Genomic DNA, 17,109 nt, shown 5'->3' on the forward strand with positions numbered 1-17,109 from the left:
GACCTTGCATGGTCACTGTGGAAGCGGGTTCACCCGCTCCTACAGTGACCGTGCAGGTTCCAGTCAGTTGGCCGCCGCCCTGCGCTTCTCCGCCAGGCGCGAGCGCCCGAACAGCAACACAATGGCCAGCAAGGCCAGCGCCTGCGCCGACAGCGAGTAGGCATCGGGGTGAATCCCCAGCCAGTCGAATTCGAAGAACCCAACCGGCCGCGTGCCCAGCATTCCAGCCTCCTGCAGCGCCTTCACGCCATGCCCGGCGAACACCACCGACAGCACGCACAGCAGCCCGGCGTTGATGCTGAAGAACAGCGATAGCGGCAGCTTGGCCGACCCACGCAGGATGACCCACGCCAAACCTACCAGCAGGACCAATGCCGTGGCGCCACCCGCCAGCACCGCCTGGTGCCCGGCAGGGCCGGCCTGCAGCCACAGGGTTTCGTAGAACAGAATCACTTCGAACAGTTCGCGGTACACCGAAAAGAACGCCAGCACGGCAAAGCCGAAGCGCCCGCCGCCGCTGACCAGGCTGCTTTTGATGTAGTCCTGCCAGGCAGCGGCATGGCGGCGGTCATGCATCCACACGCCAAGCCACAGCACCATCACCGCAGCGAACAGCGCCGTGCAGCCTTCCAGCAGCTCGCGCTGGGCACCACCTACATCGATCACGTACGCCGCCAAGGCCCAGGTGGCGAAGCCGGCCACCAGCGCCAGACACCAGCCGAGATTGACGCTGCGCACCGCCGACTGCTGACCGGTGTTACGCAGGAAGGCCAGGATCGCCGCCAGCACCAGAATGGCTTCAAGCCCTTCGCGCAGCAGGATCAGCAAGCCGGAGACAAAACTCAGCGACCAACTCAGCCCATCGCTGCCCAACAGTTTGGCTGCCTGCTCAAGCTTGGCCTTGGCTTCGGCCAGACGCTGCTCGGCCTGAGACAGAGGTAAGCCATCCTGCAGAGACTGACGATAAGCCATCAGCGTTTTTTCGGTGTCCTTGCGCGCTTGGGTGTCGATGTTGTCCAGCGAGCTTTCTACCAGCTCAAAGCCTTCCAGATAGGCCGCCACCGACAAGTCGTAGGCTTGGTCGTGGTCGCCTGCGCGGTAAGCCGCCAGGCTTTTGTCCAGGGTGCTGGCGGTGTATTCGAGCAATTGCGCCGGGCCGCGTTTGACCTGTGGCGGCTGGGCACGCTGGGCACGGAACGATGCTACAACCGCATTACCTTCGCTGGCGGCGACTTCGGCCGGGGTCTGGCGAGCCAGGTCGGCGATGTTCCAGGTCTTGTCACTTTTTCCGGCTTCCGGCTTGGCGGTGAAACTGGCGATGTAGGCGGCCACGTCCCAACGCTGGCGGTCGTCCAGCTGGTCGGCAAAGGACGGCATCTCGGTGCCGTCGATGCCCAGGGCAAGCGTGTTGTACAGGTCAAACAGGCTCAACTGATCAAGGCGCGCAACATCGCGCAGGTTGGCGGGTGCTGGCTCCAGGCCGATGCCTGCCGGGCCATCGCCCGCGCCAGTGTCACCGTGGCAGATCGAGCAGTTTTGTGCGTATAGCGAAGCGCCACGGGCTGCGTCCGGGGTGATCACCGGGGCTTGGCTGACCTCGTAGGCCACGGCCAGGCGTGCACCCAGCTGGCGGGCCTGCTTGGCCACCCCCGGGCCGTCCTGACGCTGGTCGATGGCCTGGCGCAGCGCCTGGACGCCCTGCATGAGAGCCGCTTGCTCGGCATTTGCTGGCAGGCCTTTGACCAAGTCGGCCAATACCGTGCTGAACTCCTGCTGCTCGCTGTATTCACCATCGTCGATCACCTTGCCGTCTTGCACGGTCGGCGGGTAGTCAGCGCCAATGTAGTCGAGCAAATGCAGCGCTTTGGTAGCCTCAGCGGGGGCTTCGGCCAGCGCCAAAGTGCTGCACAGCGCCAGCACTGGGCCAAGCAACAAAGCCGGCAGCCAGGCGAGCAGACGGGAACGGGTTTTCATGGCCAGTCTCGAAGGGAATGCGAAAGAGAACATTGTTCACTTCCACTTTGCTTCCCTCAAGGGTGCTGGGCGGATTTCATGAAAAATCTTGCTACAAATCAGATGAAGCGGGATGGCATTCAACCTTAGGGTGGCCCGGAAACTATCGGAGCTGACTTGGCGGCGATGGGCCGCAAAGCGGCCCCAGATTCCTGAAGGCTATTGAAGAAGGGCCTGCCTTGGCCCTTTCAGCGCCTCGACCCTCTGACCTCAAGGCTTGACGGTGTCCTTCCACCCCCCACCCAACGCCAGGAACACCCCAATCTGCCCCAGCGCCACTTGGCTATTGGCCGCCGCCAGCTGCGCGCGCACATCGGTATACGTTCGCGTTGCCTGCAAATCCGCCAGGAACGATTCACGCCCCGCCTGGTAATACCGGTGCGTCTGGTCCGCTGCTTCTTTCGCCGACTTCTCCGCTTCGGCAAGGGCATCGCGCCGGTCCAGCAGGGCGCTGTACTGCGCCAGGCGGGTTTGGGTCTCACGGATGGCGTTCAGCACCACCCCGTCGAAGCTGGCCAAGGCTGCCTGGGTCGAGGCTTCGGCCATGCGAATGCGGGCGCGGGTGCCGTTGGTGGGAATGCTCCAACTGATCTGCGGGCCAAAGCCCCAGCGGTTCGTCGAAGGGTCGCCAAGGTCCTCGAGAATACCGATGGTCCCCACCTGGGCCCCGATGCTGATGTCCGGGTACAGCGCGCCGGTCGCTACACCTATGTAGGCAGTGGCTGCAGCCAGCTGGCGCTCGGCCTGGCGGACGTCAGGGCGGCGCTTGAGCAAGGCCGCGCCGTCGCCCACCGGAACCAGCTGGTTCAGGTGCGGCAGCTCGGCACAATCAGCGGTACCGGCAGGTAGCTGGTCCACGGGCCTGGCGAGCAGCGCGGCCAGGGTGTACATGCCGGTCTCACGCTCAGCCTTGAAGCGTGGCAGTTCGGCGCGCAACGATTTGAACTGGGTCTGCGAACGCGTGACTTGGGTTTCATCACCGCGCCCGGCATCACGCAAACGCTGGTTGAGCTTCACGCTCTGCTCCTGCAAATCGAGTGACTCGCGGGCAATGTGGTACTCCTCGTTGGCCGAGCACACCTGGGTGTAGGCCTTGACCACATCCGCGACCAAGGTGATACGGGCGGTGTCGGCCGCAGCCTGGACAGCGTCGGCATTGGCTTTGGCCGCCTCGGTGCCGCGCTTGAAGGTACCCCACAGGTCAAACTGATAAGAAGCGCTGACGATGGCTTCACCAATGTTGGCCACCGGCACCTTCTCGGTCAGCAAGAATGCCTGGCCAGCCTCTTGCAAACGCTGGGCACCGATTTTGACCCCGCCGTTGAAGCCGCCTTGCGATTCGGCCACGTCCACCTGAGCGCGGGCTTTGGCGATGTTGGCGGCAGCCACGCGCAGTTCGGTGTTCGCGCTCAGGGCCTGGCGTACAAGCTCGTTCAGACGTGGATCCTGATACAGCTGCCACCAGTCCTCGGGCACCGGCGCCGAGACCACGCTGTCGGTATCCTGGCGCAGTGGGCCGTTGAGGTCGCTGCGTTGCACCGCCGCATCCTTCGGCACCTCATAGTCGGGGCCGACCATCATGCAAGCCCCCAGCGACAGACAGAGGCCAGCCAGGATCAACTGTTTCATGGACGCGGGCCCTCGATGATCGACACCGTGGCGGTACGCCCGGCGATCATGCGGAAGTCCTCAGGCACTTGGTCAAAGGCGATGCGCACCGGAATACGTTGGGCCAGGCGAACCCAACTGAACGCTGGGTTGACGTTGGGCAGCAGGTTGGCGCCGCTGCTGCGGTCGCGGTCTTCGATGCCGGCGGCGAAGCTTTGCACATGGCCGCGCAAGCGAGTGTTGTCGCCCATCACGCGGATGTCCACGGCGTCGCCGATGTGGATCCCGCCCAGCTTGGTTTCTTCGAAGTAGCCATCGACATGGTACGAGGCGCTGTCGACCACCGAGAGCACCGGCCGGCCGGCAGTGACGAACTCGTGGTTACGAGGCGCGCGGTCGTTGAGGTAGCCGTCCACCGGGCTGCGGACCACCGAGCGGTCGAGGTTGAGCTGAGCGGTATCGACCGCCACCTGCGCCTCGCTGACGGCAGAGCGGGCGCGGGCCTCGCGGGACTGGCTTTCTTCCAGTTGCTCGGCGGCCACCAGGTTACCCAGCTTGCGGTTACGCTGCGCTTCGCGGGAGGCCTGGGCGAGGGTTTCCTGGCGCTCGCCCAACGTGGCCTTGGCCTGGCGCAGCGCCAGGGTGAAGCGGTCCTGGTCGATGGTGAACAACACATCGCCGCGCTTGACGGTCTGGTTGTCGCGCACCTCGACCTTCTGGATCAACCCCGACACATCGGGTGCGATCTGGATCACGTCGGCACGAATGTGGCCGTCGCGGGTCCAGGGGGCAAACATGTAGTAGACCACCATCTGCCATACGAGCACGGCGGCGAAGGTCACTACCAGCAAGGTCAGGACCACACGGCCCAGGGTCAGCAAAGGTTTTTTCATGGCAGCATCAGGTTTCGACAAAAGTGGTCCACCGCGCCAAGCAGCACGGCATACAGGGCAACGTTAAACAACGCCCGGTGCCAAACCAGGCGGTAGAAATGCACGCGCAACAGCACTGCGTGCACCCCCAGGAACAGCAGGTAGGTGCCAAACATCATTACCAGCAGCGTGGGCAGGAACACCCCGCTGATATCCAGTTCACCAATCACAGGGGCGCTCCGTCGAGGCCGGGTGGCAGTTGTGGTTGTTCGGCGGGCTCGAGCATCACCTCCACCCCGGGCAGCAGCGCCAGGCGCAGGCCGCTCAGGGCGTGCAGCAAGTGGGTGCGGGCATCGCCACGCTCGTACAACTCGTCAAGGTTCAGCGCCAGCCGCGCCCGCTCCATGTTGCGCAGCAGTGCGGCCGGGGCATGCAGGCGTTCGCCGGCACGCAGGCAAGCAGCGTAGTGCGCGCCGACTTCCTCGATTACCGTGTTCAGCCGTTCACGGGCCTGCTGGCCAGCGCGCGGCAGGTAGGCAATCAGGTCGAGCAGGTTCAGCCCGACGCGCAGGTCGCGCAGGGCCACACCGCTGTCCTGGCCGGTTTGCGAGAGACGCGGCAGGTGCTGCATCAGGCGGTCGAGCATTTGCACACCGACCTGACGGTGCTCGGCCAGGGTCGCTGGCTCGGTCATTTCAACGATGTCGCGCCAGGCGAAGCGGGTCATGCGCTTGGCCGCCAGCTCTACGCCGAACGGGCGCATCACCAACGTCCAGATAAAGGCGAACAGCAGGCCAACCGGGCCGGCCAGGTTGGAATTGAGGAAAGTGAAAAAGTCGGCGTCGTAGGCGCCCTGGATGCTGATAAAGGTCGAGGTGTTGACGATGGTCAGCAGGGTGCCCAGGTAAAAGCGCGGCTGCACGGTCAGGGTACCGACACAAATGAACGGTACAGCGAAGGCCAGCACCAGCATCGGGAAGTCGTGCAGGTTGGGCAGTACCAGGAACAGGTACAGGCTGGAGAAAATCACCGACATCAAGGTCCAGAAGAAGAACCGGTAGATCTGCGGCGCCGGGTCATCCATGGCGGCAAAGAAGCTGCAAGATACGGCAGCGAGAATCACCGCACTGGCGCCTTCGTTCCAGCCCAGACCGATCCACAAGCCGCAGGCGACCACGATTGCCAGGACCGTGGAGGCCACCGAATAGAGCATCAAGCCGCGGTCGAAGAATGCCGTCAGGCGGCCCAGGCGCCAGTGGCGGTAGACCGCACGCCATGGCGTGGCGTCGTCAGTGCGCAAGGCATGTTGCAGCGCGCAGCAGTCCTGCCACAGGTCGGCCCATTCGGTCAGGCGATAAAGGGCGTTGGACAGCAACAGTTCGGCGCGCTGGTCGAGCATGGCGGCAGCGGGCTGCAGGCGGTCGATTTGCTCGTGAAATGCGGTCCAGCGCGCCACCGACGCACTGTCGGCCGTGCCTTTGAGCCATTCGCGGGCGGCTGCAAGCACAGGCTGCAGCTGGGCGAACTGGGCCGCGGCGCGGCCTTCAAGGGCGACCAACGCGTCATCGAGCGCATCGATCACCGGCAGCAGGTGAATCATCCGTCCACGCAGTTCGCGGGCATTCTTCAAGGTATGCGGGCCAGCACCTTCATGACCGAGCTGGCCGATCATCAGTTCCAGCGAGTTGAAGGTGGCGACCATCGCCCCGCGCATGCCGCCGACTTTGTCGGCGCTGACATCGCGGGCCAGGTAGGTGTCGCTGTAGCGAATCGCTTCGGCGAACCAGTTGCCGGTGGCGCCAACCACCACGGGCGCCAGCCGGCGCGGCCAGAAGATGGCTCCGACCACCGCCGCACAGACGATCCCCAGGCAGATTTCCTGGGCACGGGAAGACGCTACGTCGAACACAGCCAGCGGGTTATCCACAACCGCCAGAGCGATCATGGGCAGGGTGTAGCCCGCCAGCATCAGGACGTAGTTGTTTGCCGTGCGCAGGTTCAGTGAAAGGAACAGCAAGGTGCCGGTCCACAGGGCGATGGCGATGCTCAGCAGCAACGGCGACTGCACCAGCGGCGGCACCAGGAAAATCGCCCCACCGGCCCCGAGCAACGTACCCACGGCGCGGTACACGGCCTTGGAACTGGTCGGGCCTACGAACGGGCTGGAGACGATATACACCGTGGCCATGGCCCAGTAGGGGCGCGGCAACTGCATGAGCAGGGCGATGTACAGGGCAATCATGGAAGCGGCAAAGGTGCGCACGCCGTAGAACCAGTCGCGCGCCGGGGGGACGGAGCTGAAGAAGCCGTTCATGCCACGCCGCCCGTACTGCCCAGGCCGGCAGCCTCAAAAGCGCGCAGCACACGCAAGGCGGCTTCCAGGTCAGCCTGGTCGATGCCCTGCAGCACATCGCGGCGCAGGCGCACCAGCTCGGCTTCAATGGCTTCGGCCAAGGCGCGGCCTTCGCCGGTCAGGCTCAGGGCCTTGGCGCGGCGGTCGAGTGGGTCCTCGCTGCGGCAGACCAGGCCGGCCTTGCACAGTTGATCGAGCAGGCGCACCAGCGATGGGCTTTCCAGCCCGGCGGCCTGGGCCACAGCCACCTGGTGCACGCCGTCACCCAGACGCACGATCATCAGCAGTGGCGCGGCGCAAGCCTCGGAAATGCCGTAACCGGTCAGCGCAGCATGGCAAATGCGCCGCCAATGGCGAGCGGCAACCACCATGCCGCTGCTGACTTGCAGGCGCAGGAGATCAAGGGACATTGAAGGAACCAAGGATATTCATAGTTTGCTAACTATCAATATACGCCTGTGCCTCCCCCTGTCGTCAACAGGGGCTGACCAGGGGTATGGATGAATTGTTGTTCATGCTGGGGGTATTTGGCTGCCTGTGCCGGCGGCAGTGCCAGTACAGGCGACAGAATCAGGGCTGTATCTGATCTTCCAGCTTCATGGTCAGGGCCAGCGTACTGCCCATGTGCACTGCGCGGTCGCGCCACTCCTGGTATCGCATCCCGTCACGGCTGCTGAAATGCACCGCCAACTCCTCGGCTGCCTGCACCACCCCGGCCGCTGCCGCCAGTTCCAGCCAGTACAGCGCGGCCTTGACGTCAGCCTCCACATACAGCCCGTGCATCAACCGGTAACCCACCTCAAAACGGCAGCGCGCCTCGCCCCGTTCTGCCCCGCGCATGAACCACTGGTAGGCCTGCACCAGGTCGACCTGCCATTCCAGAGCGCCGTCGCACACCTCCTCCTCATACAGGTCGCCCAACGCCGCCGCCGCGTGCAACATGCCGCGCTCAAAGGCTTGCCGATAGCAATCGGCCGCCTGAACGTAGGATGGATCGATGCCTTTGCCAAAATAGTGCTGCTGCCCGAGGTTGAACCAGGCGGCGGCATTACCCTGCAACGCGGCCATGCGCAGCAGGTGCCCGGCCAGTACGGTATCGGCACGCCAGTACTTGCCGTTGAGCCAGATCCAGCCGAGGTCATTCAGGGCCGCCACGCTGCCTTGCAAGGCCTGGTGGCGCAGGTCGGCATACACCGTCTGCAGGTCGCTGGCCTCGTCCAGGCGATTGACCAGCAATGAACGCTGGCTAGGCAGGCCCACACCGGCAAACATTCGATGCCGCCTACCGACAGGCGCAGGTGGGGCGATGACCCGTTCAGGCAAAAGGCGGGCAAGCAGCGAATGGATATTGCTGGCAGCAGACATGTTCATCCTCATTGAACGACGCACAACCCCAACCTTCGGCTGTGATGAGGCGTGATTTTGCGTGACGTCACGTCAAAACCTGTCGCGAACGATTCGGCACAAGGCAACCAAATGCGAGTTCCTTGATCTGAGCAGGCTGTGGCCAATTGCCATACTTCACGCCTGCGGCCATCCTGTTGCAGCAAAGCCTAGACAAGGACGTTATCTTTTGCCGTTCGCCACCACTCGCGCCACCCTCAGCCGTCAGTGGGCGCTGCTGCGCCAGCTACCCAGCCGCTCTCCTGGCATTACCAGCGCCGAATTGGTGTGGCGCCTGCGCGATGTGGGCTTTACGGTCAGCAAACGCACTGTCGAGCGAGACCTCAATGAGCTGTCGCTGATTTTTCCCCTGGAGCGCAATGACAAGAGCATTCCGTTCGGCTGGCACTGGTCGGCAAGTGCCGTAGGCGAGTTGCGCGGTAACTTCGACCTGCTCACGCACCTGCGCGGTGATGCGCTGCAACCGGTCCAGGGCGAGGGCGTGGAGCTGGTGGCGCGGATCAGTGATGCGCTGGCGCGGCAGTTGCGGGAAGCGCCTTTGAGCAGCGACATGCAGCTGACGGCGCTAGAGCATGGGCATCGGTTGCGGGGCACGGTGAGCGATGGCTGGCCGCTGCGTTGGTGGCTGTTGAGCCATGGCGATGGGGTGGTGGTGGAACAGCCTGCGGGGTTGCGGGAAGAAATTGGCAGGATCCTGAGCAATGCGGCGGCGCAGTACCTTGATTGAACCTGTAGTGACCCTATCGCCGGCAAGCCAGCACCCACAGGTATGCCACCGCCCCCAAGGCTTGTGAATCTCCTGTGGGAGTTGGCTTGCCGGCGATAGGGCCAGTAAAGGTCAGCGCTGCATGCCCCAGCGCCGCACCGTCAGGCGCTCCAGGGTATTGAACACCAGCCCTTCCACCAGCAAACCGATCAGGATCACCACCGCCAAACCGGCGAACACCTTGTCGGTGTACAGCTCGTTCCGGTTCTGGAAGATGTACCATCCCAGCCCGCCCTTGCCACTGCTGGCGCCGAACACCAATTCGGCGGCGATCAGGGTGCGCCAGGCAAACGCCCAGCCAATCTTCAAACCCGACAGAATCGATGGCAAGGCCGCCGGTACCAGGATGTGCAGCACCAGCCGCAGCCCTTTCAGGCCGTAGTTGCGCCCAGCCATGCGCAGGGTCTCGGACACGCCGAGAAAGCCGGCATAGGTATTGAGTGCCAATGCCCACAGCACCGAATGCACCAGCACGAAGATCAGGCTGTTGTCACCCAGCCCGAACCAAAGCAAGGCCAGCGGCAGCAGAGCGATGGCCGGCAGCGGGTTGAACATCGAAGTCAGCGTGCCCAGCAAGTCCCGTCCTAACTGGGTGGAAACCGCCAGGCTGGTCAAACCGAAGGCCAGGACAATACCCAACACATAGCCCTTGAGCAGGATCACCAGCGAAACCCCGACCTTGGCCGGCAGCTCACCACTGATCAAGCCGCCCCACAGGGCTGCAGCTGTTTGCAGGAAGCTGGGCAGCAGCAGGTCGTTACCCTGGTATCGCGCAGCGGCCTCCCACAGCACGGCGATTACCAGCAGGATTACCGCTTTGCGCAACCAGCCCTGCTGCCACAGGCGCTGGGCCAACGGTAATCGGCGCTCCACCGGCACACTGAGCAGGGGCTGCAGCTGCACCTCGTATTCCTGGCGTACAGGTGTAGTGGTCATGGCTGAAGCTCCTGTCAGTAGGCGATGCGAATGTCGTTGAAGCCCAGGTCGTCGGGCTGTTCCGGGACTTCTGCCTCGTCGAACAGCAAACGATGGATACGCCGGGCACTGGCCTGGAAGTCACTGCCGCCCAGACTGCCCAGGTCGTATTGGTGGCTGTGCACTTCTGCGCGCACCCGCCCCGGGTGCGGCGACAACAGCAGGATGCGATTGCCGACCACCAGCGCTTCTTCGATGGAGTGGGTGACGAACAGCAGGGTGAAGCGCACCTCCTCCCACAGCAGCAGCAACTCTTCCTGCATCTTGCGTCGGGTCAGCGCATCCAGTGCAGCAAATGGCTCGTCCATCAGCAGGATCTTCGGCTGCGTAGCCAAGGCGCGGGCGATCGCCACGCGGGCCTTCATGCCCCCCGACAAGGTATGCGGATAGGCATCGGCAAAGGCCGCCAGGCCGACCTTGTCGAGGTAATGCAGTGCCCGTTCTTCTGCTTCGGCGCGCTTGAGCTGGCCCGAAACCAACAGCGGGAACATCACGTTCTGCTTCACCGTTTTCCATGGTGGCAGCTGGTCGAACTCCTGGAACACCACGATGCGGTCAGGGCCGGGGCCACGTACTGCCTGGCCTTGCAGCAGAATCTGTCCTTCCTGTGGCTGGATGAACCCGGCAACCGCCTTGAGCAAGGTGGACTTGCCGCAGCCAGAGGGGCCGAGCAGCACAAAACGGTCGGCACGATCGACTTCGAAGCTGACCTGGTGGGTGGCACGCACCACGCGTTGCGCGGTGCGGTATTCGAGGCTGAGGTTATCCACCTTCAGCAAAGGTGGCGTTACGACACGGCTCAGGTTGCTGGCCGTGTGGCCTGGCAAAGGGGCGGTCATGATCAGTCAGCTCCCCTGCAGCGGGCGTTCATCCTGGAAGAAGTAGTCCTTCCACGATTCCGGCTTGTGCTTGATGGCGCCTACCCGATACAGGAAATCGGCCAGCTTGTAGGTGTTCTTTGGCGTGACGGTGAACTCGTACTGCGGGTTGTCGATCAGCTTGATCAGCGCGTCGCGGTCGATCTTGGCGTTGGTCACGCGGATGTAGGTGTCGGCGGCAGCGGCCTTGTCCTTCTGGGCGAAGTCTGCGGCTTCAGCCAAGGCGTCGACGAACGCTTTGTAGGTTTTCGGGTTGTCCTTGCGGAATTTTTCAGTCGCGAACAGCAAGGTCGGCGAGTTGGGCCCAAGCAGGTCGTAGCTGTTGAGCACCACGTGCACGTCCTTGTTGGCCAGCACCTGGTCCTGGAACGGCGGGTTGGAGAAGTGACCGTTCAGCTCGGTGCCACCGGCCAGCAACGCGGCGGTGGCGTCCGGGTGCGGTACGGCCAGGGTGTACTTGTCGAGGCGGTTGTATTCCTTGTCGCCCCATTGCTGCGCAGCGGCGTATTGCAGGAAGCGCGACTGTACCGACACGCCTACCGCCGGCAGCGCGATGCGGTCCTTGTCGGAGATGTCAGCGATGGTCTTCACATTGGGGTTGCTGCTGACCAGGTAGTACGGGAAGTTACCCAGCGAGGCCACAGCCTTGACGTTCTGCCGGCCCTTGGTGCGGTCCCAGACGGTCAGCAGCGGGCCGACCCCAGCACCGGCGATATCGACCGAGCCGGACAGCAGGGCGTCGTTGATCGCCGAACCACCCGACAATTGGGCCCAGTCGACTTCGATGTCGATGCCCTGCTCCTTGCCGTGTTTCTCGATCAGGTGCTGGTCACGCACCACGTTAAGCAGCAGGTAGACGATGCCGAACTGCTCGGCGATGCGAATCTTGCCTTCTGCTTGCGCCACGGCGGGGGCCGCCAGGCTGCCGACGACCAGGCTAGCGCCCAGTCCGATGCTTGCCGCCAGGCGGCTGATGGATTTGCGCATGATGGTATTCCTCAGACGTCAGAAAGGGGCATCGCCCTGGATAGTGGTGCGATACAGCTTGCGCCGCAGGTCGGCGGGGCAACCGGTGGCCAGGTGAATCAGCGAGCGGTTGTCCCAGAACACCAGGTCGTGGGGCCGCCACTGGTGGCGGTAGATGTTCTGCTCCAGCACGCTGAGGGCGTAGAGCTGCTGCAGCACGTCGCGACTTTCGTCATCTGGCAGGCCGACGATGCGGGTGGTGAAGCCTTCGCTGACGAACAGTGCCTTGCGGCCGTTTTCCGGATGAGTGCGCACCACCGGGTGGATCACTTCCTGAACCTGTGCCAGTTGCTCGGCAGTCAGGGTCGGGCGCCAATTGCCTTCGAACTTGGTTTCGGCGTAACGGGCGGTGTAGGAGTGGGCGGCATCGCGGCCCTCGACCACTTTGCGCAGGGCGTCAGGCACAGCGTCCCAGGCCTTGTGCATGTCGGCAAACAGCGTGTCGCCGCCTTCGCTGGGCAGTTCCTGGGCGTGCAGCATCGAACCAAGGCTGGGCAACGCTTTGTAGGACAGGTCTGAGTGCCAGAACTTTCCGGCATCACCCAGGCCGATGTTCTGGCCATTCTCGATGATGTTGGAAACGATCAGGATCTCGGGGTGGCCGGCAAGCAGGAACTGCTTGAGCACGTGGATCTGCAATTCGCCGAAACGCCGGCTGAAGGCAATTTGTTGATCTGGGCTGATGCGCTGGTCGCGGAACACCAGCACATGGTGGTCGAGGTGGGCACGATGGATACGCGCGAAATCCGCGGCGTTGACCGGTGCGGCCAGGTCCAGACCGATGATCTCGGCACCGACGGCACCGGCGAATGGGCGGATTTCGAAGGATTGCGGCTGGGCGCTGTCGATGGTCGACAAGGCGTTCGAGGCGGCTGACATTTTTCACTCCCACGCAGTGCGCGACTTCAATGGCGCGCAACGATCAGAAACGCACGGGGATTTCCCGTGTGGGTTCAAGTCGTGCGGCGCATCGATTGGTCGACGGGTACGCAGTGGAAGCGACTATAAAGTCATAAGAGGAATAATTTAAATACCTTTAAAGAATAACCATAGCACCGAGCCTTGCTCAGATCAGCCCGCCCTGCTCTTCCTCATCGATCAGGTTGTTCAGGCTGCTGAGCGCCTTGCGCGCCGTAGAACGGTTGAGCAGCTTGGCCTGTGCGCCTGCGGGCAGGTCGGTAATCTTGAACACACCCTTGGCGGTCAGTACATCGATCAGATCTTCAAGGACACGGATCATGTCCAAGTCGCTTTGCTTGAGCTGGTTGAGGCTGTTTTCCACGACGTCGTCGGCAAACCACTCCTGAATATCGGCATGGTCGGCGGGAAGCATTTCGGTGAACTGGTCAAAAGCGGCTGCCTCTACCCGCAGCAACTCACCAGCAGCATTGCGTTGCACGTAGAACATGGCGGTGTCCCTCGTCACGTTGATTCCTTGTTGGTAGGCAGCAGCATAGGCAAAGATCAGCAGGCACGCAGGCCCGGCGCCAGAGTATGCGCTGTCGAGAGATGGCAGGAAAGAGCCGTGACCGCTGCGCGGCCAATCGCCGGCAAGCCAGCGCCCACAGGGGTAGCACAACCTTGAAGGCTTGCACTGTACCTATGCGGGCTGGCTTGCCAGCGACCGGGCTGCAGAGCAGCCCGCTAACGCATCAGCAATCAGCTGTCCTTGTTGTGAATGATGATGGTCGGGTCAGCACCGCTGATCAACGAGTTGATCGTGGTGTTGGACCAGTTCACCCCTTCCAGCTTGATGGTCACGTCGGCATTGGCGATACCACCTTCGGCGTTGAGCTTGCCTTCGCTGCTGACCTGCAACGTAGTCGTGCCTTCCACCGTGGAGAGCTTCAGGTAGTTGTCGATGGTGCTGCCCTTCTCGCCCTGCAGCAGGTCCTTCAGGTCGATCCGGTCGCCCTCGGCCACCTTGAAGTCTTTGATCACATCGCTGCCAATGTCGCCAGCCTTCCACACGAAGGTGTCGGCACCGCTGCCACCGATCAGGATATCGTTGCCCTCGCCACCGATCAGGGTGTCATTGCCAGTACCGCCCAGCAGGATGTCATTACCTTTGCCACCGTTGAGCGTGTCGTTACCACCTTGGCCGAAGAGGATATCGTTGCCATTGCCGCCCGACAGGATGTCGTTGCCATCTTTGGCGCCAGAGATATCGAATTCGCTGTAGTGCTCGCTGATGTACTGGTGCACATTGCTGGTGCTGACGGCGCTGACTTCGACCCCGCTCTTCTGCGCGACATAGGTTTGCAGGGCCTGATAGCCCTCGCTCACCACACCGTTGAGGGTGATCAGGTCACCGAAGATGATGTCGTTGCCGTTGCCACCGTCGATGGTATCAGCACCCGGTACCGTTGCTTCGGAGTGGCCGAGGATCGCCTTGGCCAGGTCGGACGGATCGATGTTGGTCTGTGGCTTGCCAGCGCTGTCGTACGGCGACAGGTCGCTCAGCGTGACATCACTGTTCAGGCCGATGGCTTGCACTTTGGTCACGCCAGAAAGCAGGTTGAAACTCGCCGTCGAGCCATCAGCCGCATTGGAAAGGTTATTCGAGCTTGTCCCGCCGTTGCCGGCCAGATTGGACAGCTCGTAGGTACCGTCACCCTGGGCATGGATGGTGCCCAGGTCGCTGGTCGAATCCAGGCGACCACTGCTCCGGTAGGTATAGAGCGTGACCGTCCCGTTGCTGCTGATTTCCAGCTTGTGGGTGCTGTCGACCATGGTGCTGAAGGAGTCACCAATCTTGTAGTTGTTGACGTTGACCACATCGTCCAGGTACTTGCCGCCCGTCCACAGACGCGGGTTGGTCGACTCGCCGTTCTGGTAGTACGTGGGTTTACCGTCGGTGATGAAGTAGGTCAGGTTTTCTGCACCGGTGTTGCTGGTAGCCATGGTGCTCTTGAAGAAGTTGGCCGTGGTCTTGAACGCGTCCTCATAGTTGGTACCGCCACCGTAGTAGCCGCCCACCATCGAGTTCAATACCGCCTGCAACTTGCTCAGGGCATCCGGGTCGGCAAGGTTCACCGCTACGTTCTTGTTCACCTGGGTATCGAAGTCAACCAGGAAGATGTTCACGGTACCCGAAGTGTCGGAGCCCAGGCTGGACTTGAGTGAGTTGAACACCGACGCCAACTGCGCCTTCGCGTCGGAAATCGACTTGTCGCTCATACTGCCCGAGCTGTCGACCATGAAGGCGATGTTGTAGTTCTTGCCCTGGACCACGTTAAGGCCAGCCACGTCGGCGACAATGATGTCGTTGCCTTCGCTGCCGGTCATGGTGTCGTTGCCCGCAGTGCCTACGCTGGCCTTGTAGGTCGCGGCGTACACGGTCACTGGGATATTGCCAGTGGTCATGGCCGAACCGCCCAGGCTTTCAGTGGCAGTCGAGATGACAGTGATGTCGAACGAGCCTTTGTAGTAGGCCGGCGGAGTCAAGGTCAGGCTGCTGAGCTTCCAGCCGGTCACATCCACTGGTGTGCTGCCTACCGTGACCGTGTGGCCTGCGCCATCGCTGAGTACAGTGCCTTTCGGAATACCGCTGAGGGTCACGTTCAGGGTTTCTGAACCGTCGGTATCGGTCAGGGCGGTTGTAATACCGACCAATTTCACCGAGCCACCTTCCGGCCCTTCGTTCAGCTTGTAGCCGTCGTAGTAGCTCTGACCATTTACGGTATGCAGGTCGGACACGCCCAGGCCAGCATTGGCCATCTCGGTCACGTTCTGGTACATCTTGACGTTCGAGCTGTTCAGGTCAGTGACCGCACCCGAGCCTACCTGGATGTTCAGGTCATAGCTGCCCGGACCGGACTGGTTGGCATGGTAGACCTCGATCGGGTAGTAGCCGCTGGTGTTCGGGGTGAAGGTGCCCGAAACCTGGCCACCGCCACCCCAGGTGGCCGTGACCACAGTCTTGCCACCAATGGTGACCACGAAGCTGTCATCAGCAGTGCCGCTAAAGGTGTAGGTCTTGCCGGCTTCCAGGTAGATCAGGCCCGAGGTTTTCGAGCCGGTGCCGGCAGTGACGCTGCCATCAGACTGCACGTTGGTGGTGGTGGAGCTGGAGGCAGCGTTGCCGGAGTTGGCAAAGACCGTCTTGAGCGCATCACCGGTAATGCCATTGCCATCGGTGCCCAGGCCTTTAAGGGTAGTCCAGACTTCCTTGGTCAGGCCTTTGGACGCAACATCGGCGCTGCCGAAGCTCAATGTCGGTTTGTCGGCAACCGGGCTGATGTCGACCTTCATGGTCACTTCGCTGCCCAGGTTGGTGCCGTCGTTCGGCTTGAACTTGAACTGCGCGTAATCGGCCTGTTGGTTACCCACGCCGTTGCCACCATAGTTGTCCGCACCCGACTGGTTCTGAGCCGGTACGAACTTCAGGTTCTGGGCCGTGATATCAGCCTGGCTGATCACCTGGCCAGCGGTCACGTTCACCCATGCAGTCCCGTTGAAGAACTGCAGGGTGCCCGCGGCCGGGAGCGAAGAAATGGTTACTGACAAGCCGGTGTTGCCATCGGCATCGGTGACCTTGAAGTCACTCCAGGCGAAGACGTAGTCAGTGTCTTCCACACCGAACACCGCACCGCCAGGCGAAACCGGCAGGTGGTCGTTGTCCAGAATGGTCGTAGTCACGCTCGACTTGCTGCTGTCGACCTGCAGGTTCTCGAAGTTACCACCAGTGGCGGCTTCGATCTTCACCACGAAGTTCTCGGTCCCCTCGACCAGCTTGTCGTCGATGGTCGCGATGTCGAACGTGGTGCTGCTGCTGTTGGCTGGAATTTTCACGGTGGCGACACCGGTAAAGTCCTCACCATTTTTGGCAGTGCCGCTGTAGCTGAGGGTAATGGTGACCTCGGACTTCGACGCATTGCTCAAGGTCAGCGTGTAATGGCCGGTGTCGCCTTCGGTCAGCGAAGTGCTCCCGCTGATGCCGACGGTGGTGACATCACCCTGGTTACCAGTGCCCGGAGTGCCCACACCTGGCTCGTCGGTAACGGTGGTGGTCACCTGGGTTTTATCCAGGGTCAGTTTCTCGAACTTGCCGACGTCATCGCCGCTCACCGAGGCGATCGACTTGATCACCGCCGGGTTGCTGCCGACGTAGACGTTGTCCGGAGCGGTGACGGTAGCAGTCCCTACGGTGCTGTTGGCCGGCACAGTGATGACGGTGGTGCCGTCGCTCAAGGTGAAGGTCAGCGCCGCGTG

14 protein-coding genes are annotated in these 17,109 nt (G+C 62.4%); 1 reads left to right on the plus strand and 13 read right to left on the minus strand.

Annotation, left to right across the window (positions count from 1 at the left end; genetic code table 11):
* Positions 1 to 63: 63 nt before the first annotated feature.
* The 7 genes from E8E68_RS11335 to E8E68_RS11365 form a co-directional block, all read right to left on the minus strand.
* Positions 64 to 2,007 carry an FTR1 family protein gene (locus tag E8E68_RS11335; RefSeq protein WP_266033534.1) on the minus strand — a complete coding sequence of 648 codons (1,944 nt, stop codon included), beginning with the start codon at positions 2,005 to 2,007 and terminating at the stop codon, positions 64 to 66.
* Between the two features lie 216 nt (positions 2,008 to 2,223).
* Positions 2,224 to 3,642 (minus strand): TolC family protein, encoded by a 1,419-nt coding sequence (locus E8E68_RS11340; RefSeq protein ID WP_266033530.1) that lies wholly within the window; start codon positions 3,640 to 3,642, stop codon positions 2,224 to 2,226.
* Entirely contained in the window at positions 3,639 to 4,514 is an 876-nt protein-coding gene (locus E8E68_RS11345) for an HlyD family secretion protein (RefSeq protein WP_266033527.1), read from the minus strand. The genes E8E68_RS11340 and E8E68_RS11345 overlap by 4 nt, the downstream gene beginning before the upstream one ends.
* On the minus strand, positions 4,511 to 4,723 hold the full coding sequence (locus E8E68_RS11350; RefSeq protein ID WP_110746744.1) for a DUF1656 domain-containing protein: 213 nt from the start codon (positions 4,721 to 4,723) through the stop codon (positions 4,511 to 4,513). Before E8E68_RS11350 ends, E8E68_RS11345 begins: the two co-directional genes overlap by 4 nt.
* Complete coding sequence (locus E8E68_RS11355) at positions 4,720 to 6,807, minus strand: FUSC family protein (RefSeq protein ID WP_266033524.1); 2,088 nt, start codon at positions 6,805 to 6,807, stop codon at positions 4,720 to 4,722. Before E8E68_RS11355 ends, E8E68_RS11350 begins: the two co-directional genes overlap by 4 nt.
* Positions 6,804 to 7,256, minus strand: a complete 453-nt coding sequence (locus tag E8E68_RS11360) for a MarR family transcriptional regulator (RefSeq protein WP_266033522.1) — start codon at positions 7,254 to 7,256, stop codon at positions 6,804 to 6,806. Before E8E68_RS11360 ends, E8E68_RS11355 begins: the two co-directional genes overlap by 4 nt.
* A 160-nt stretch (positions 7,257 to 7,416) precedes the next feature.
* Positions 7,417 to 8,211: a tetratricopeptide repeat protein gene (locus E8E68_RS11365; RefSeq protein WP_266033519.1), complete on the minus strand. Its 795-nt coding sequence runs from the start codon at positions 8,209 to 8,211 to the stop codon at positions 7,417 to 7,419.
* 208 nt (positions 8,212 to 8,419) lie between these two features.
* Here E8E68_RS11365 and E8E68_RS11370 point away from each other — a divergent pair, with 208 nt between their 5' ends.
* On the plus strand, positions 8,420 to 8,977 hold the full coding sequence (locus E8E68_RS11370; protein WP_280341428.1) for a WYL domain-containing protein: 558 nt from the start codon (positions 8,420 to 8,422) through the stop codon (positions 8,975 to 8,977).
* A 111-nt stretch (positions 8,978 to 9,088) separates the two neighbouring features.
* Here the strand turns inward: E8E68_RS11370 and E8E68_RS11375 are convergent, their stop codons facing one another.
* From E8E68_RS11375 to E8E68_RS11400, 6 genes are all read right to left on the minus strand, one after another.
* Positions 9,089 to 9,952, minus strand: coding sequence for an ABC transporter permease (locus E8E68_RS11375; protein WP_110746733.1), 864 nt, complete (start codon positions 9,950 to 9,952; stop codon positions 9,089 to 9,091).
* Positions 9,953 to 9,966: 14 nt separating this feature from the next.
* Positions 9,967 to 10,830 carry an ABC transporter ATP-binding protein gene (locus tag E8E68_RS11380; RefSeq protein WP_280341433.1) on the minus strand — a complete coding sequence of 288 codons (864 nt, stop codon included), beginning with the start codon at positions 10,828 to 10,830 and terminating at the stop codon, positions 9,967 to 9,969.
* Between the two features lie 6 nt (positions 10,831 to 10,836).
* A complete protein-coding gene (locus E8E68_RS11385; protein ID WP_266033514.1) occupies positions 10,837 to 11,856 on the minus strand; it encodes an ABC transporter substrate-binding protein in 1,020 nt (339 codons plus the stop codon).
* 18 nt (positions 11,857 to 11,874) lie between these two features.
* Positions 11,875 to 12,774 (minus strand): TauD/TfdA family dioxygenase, encoded by a 900-nt coding sequence (locus E8E68_RS11390; protein WP_266033511.1) that lies wholly within the window; start codon positions 12,772 to 12,774, stop codon positions 11,875 to 11,877.
* 187 nt (positions 12,775 to 12,961) lie between these two features.
* A complete protein-coding gene (locus tag E8E68_RS11395; protein WP_110746723.1) occupies positions 12,962 to 13,303 on the minus strand; it encodes a tryptophan synthase subunit beta in 342 nt (113 codons plus the stop codon).
* Positions 13,304 to 13,554: 251 nt separating this feature from the next.
* A partial coding sequence (locus E8E68_RS11400) for a type I secretion C-terminal target domain-containing protein (RefSeq protein WP_280341436.1) occupies positions 13,555 to 17,109 on the minus strand: 3,555 nt, incomplete at its 5' end.

The organism is Pseudomonas sp. BN607 (genome assembly GCF_029871175.1).
GTDB lineage: Bacteria > Pseudomonadota > Gammaproteobacteria > Pseudomonadales > Pseudomonadaceae > Aquipseudomonas.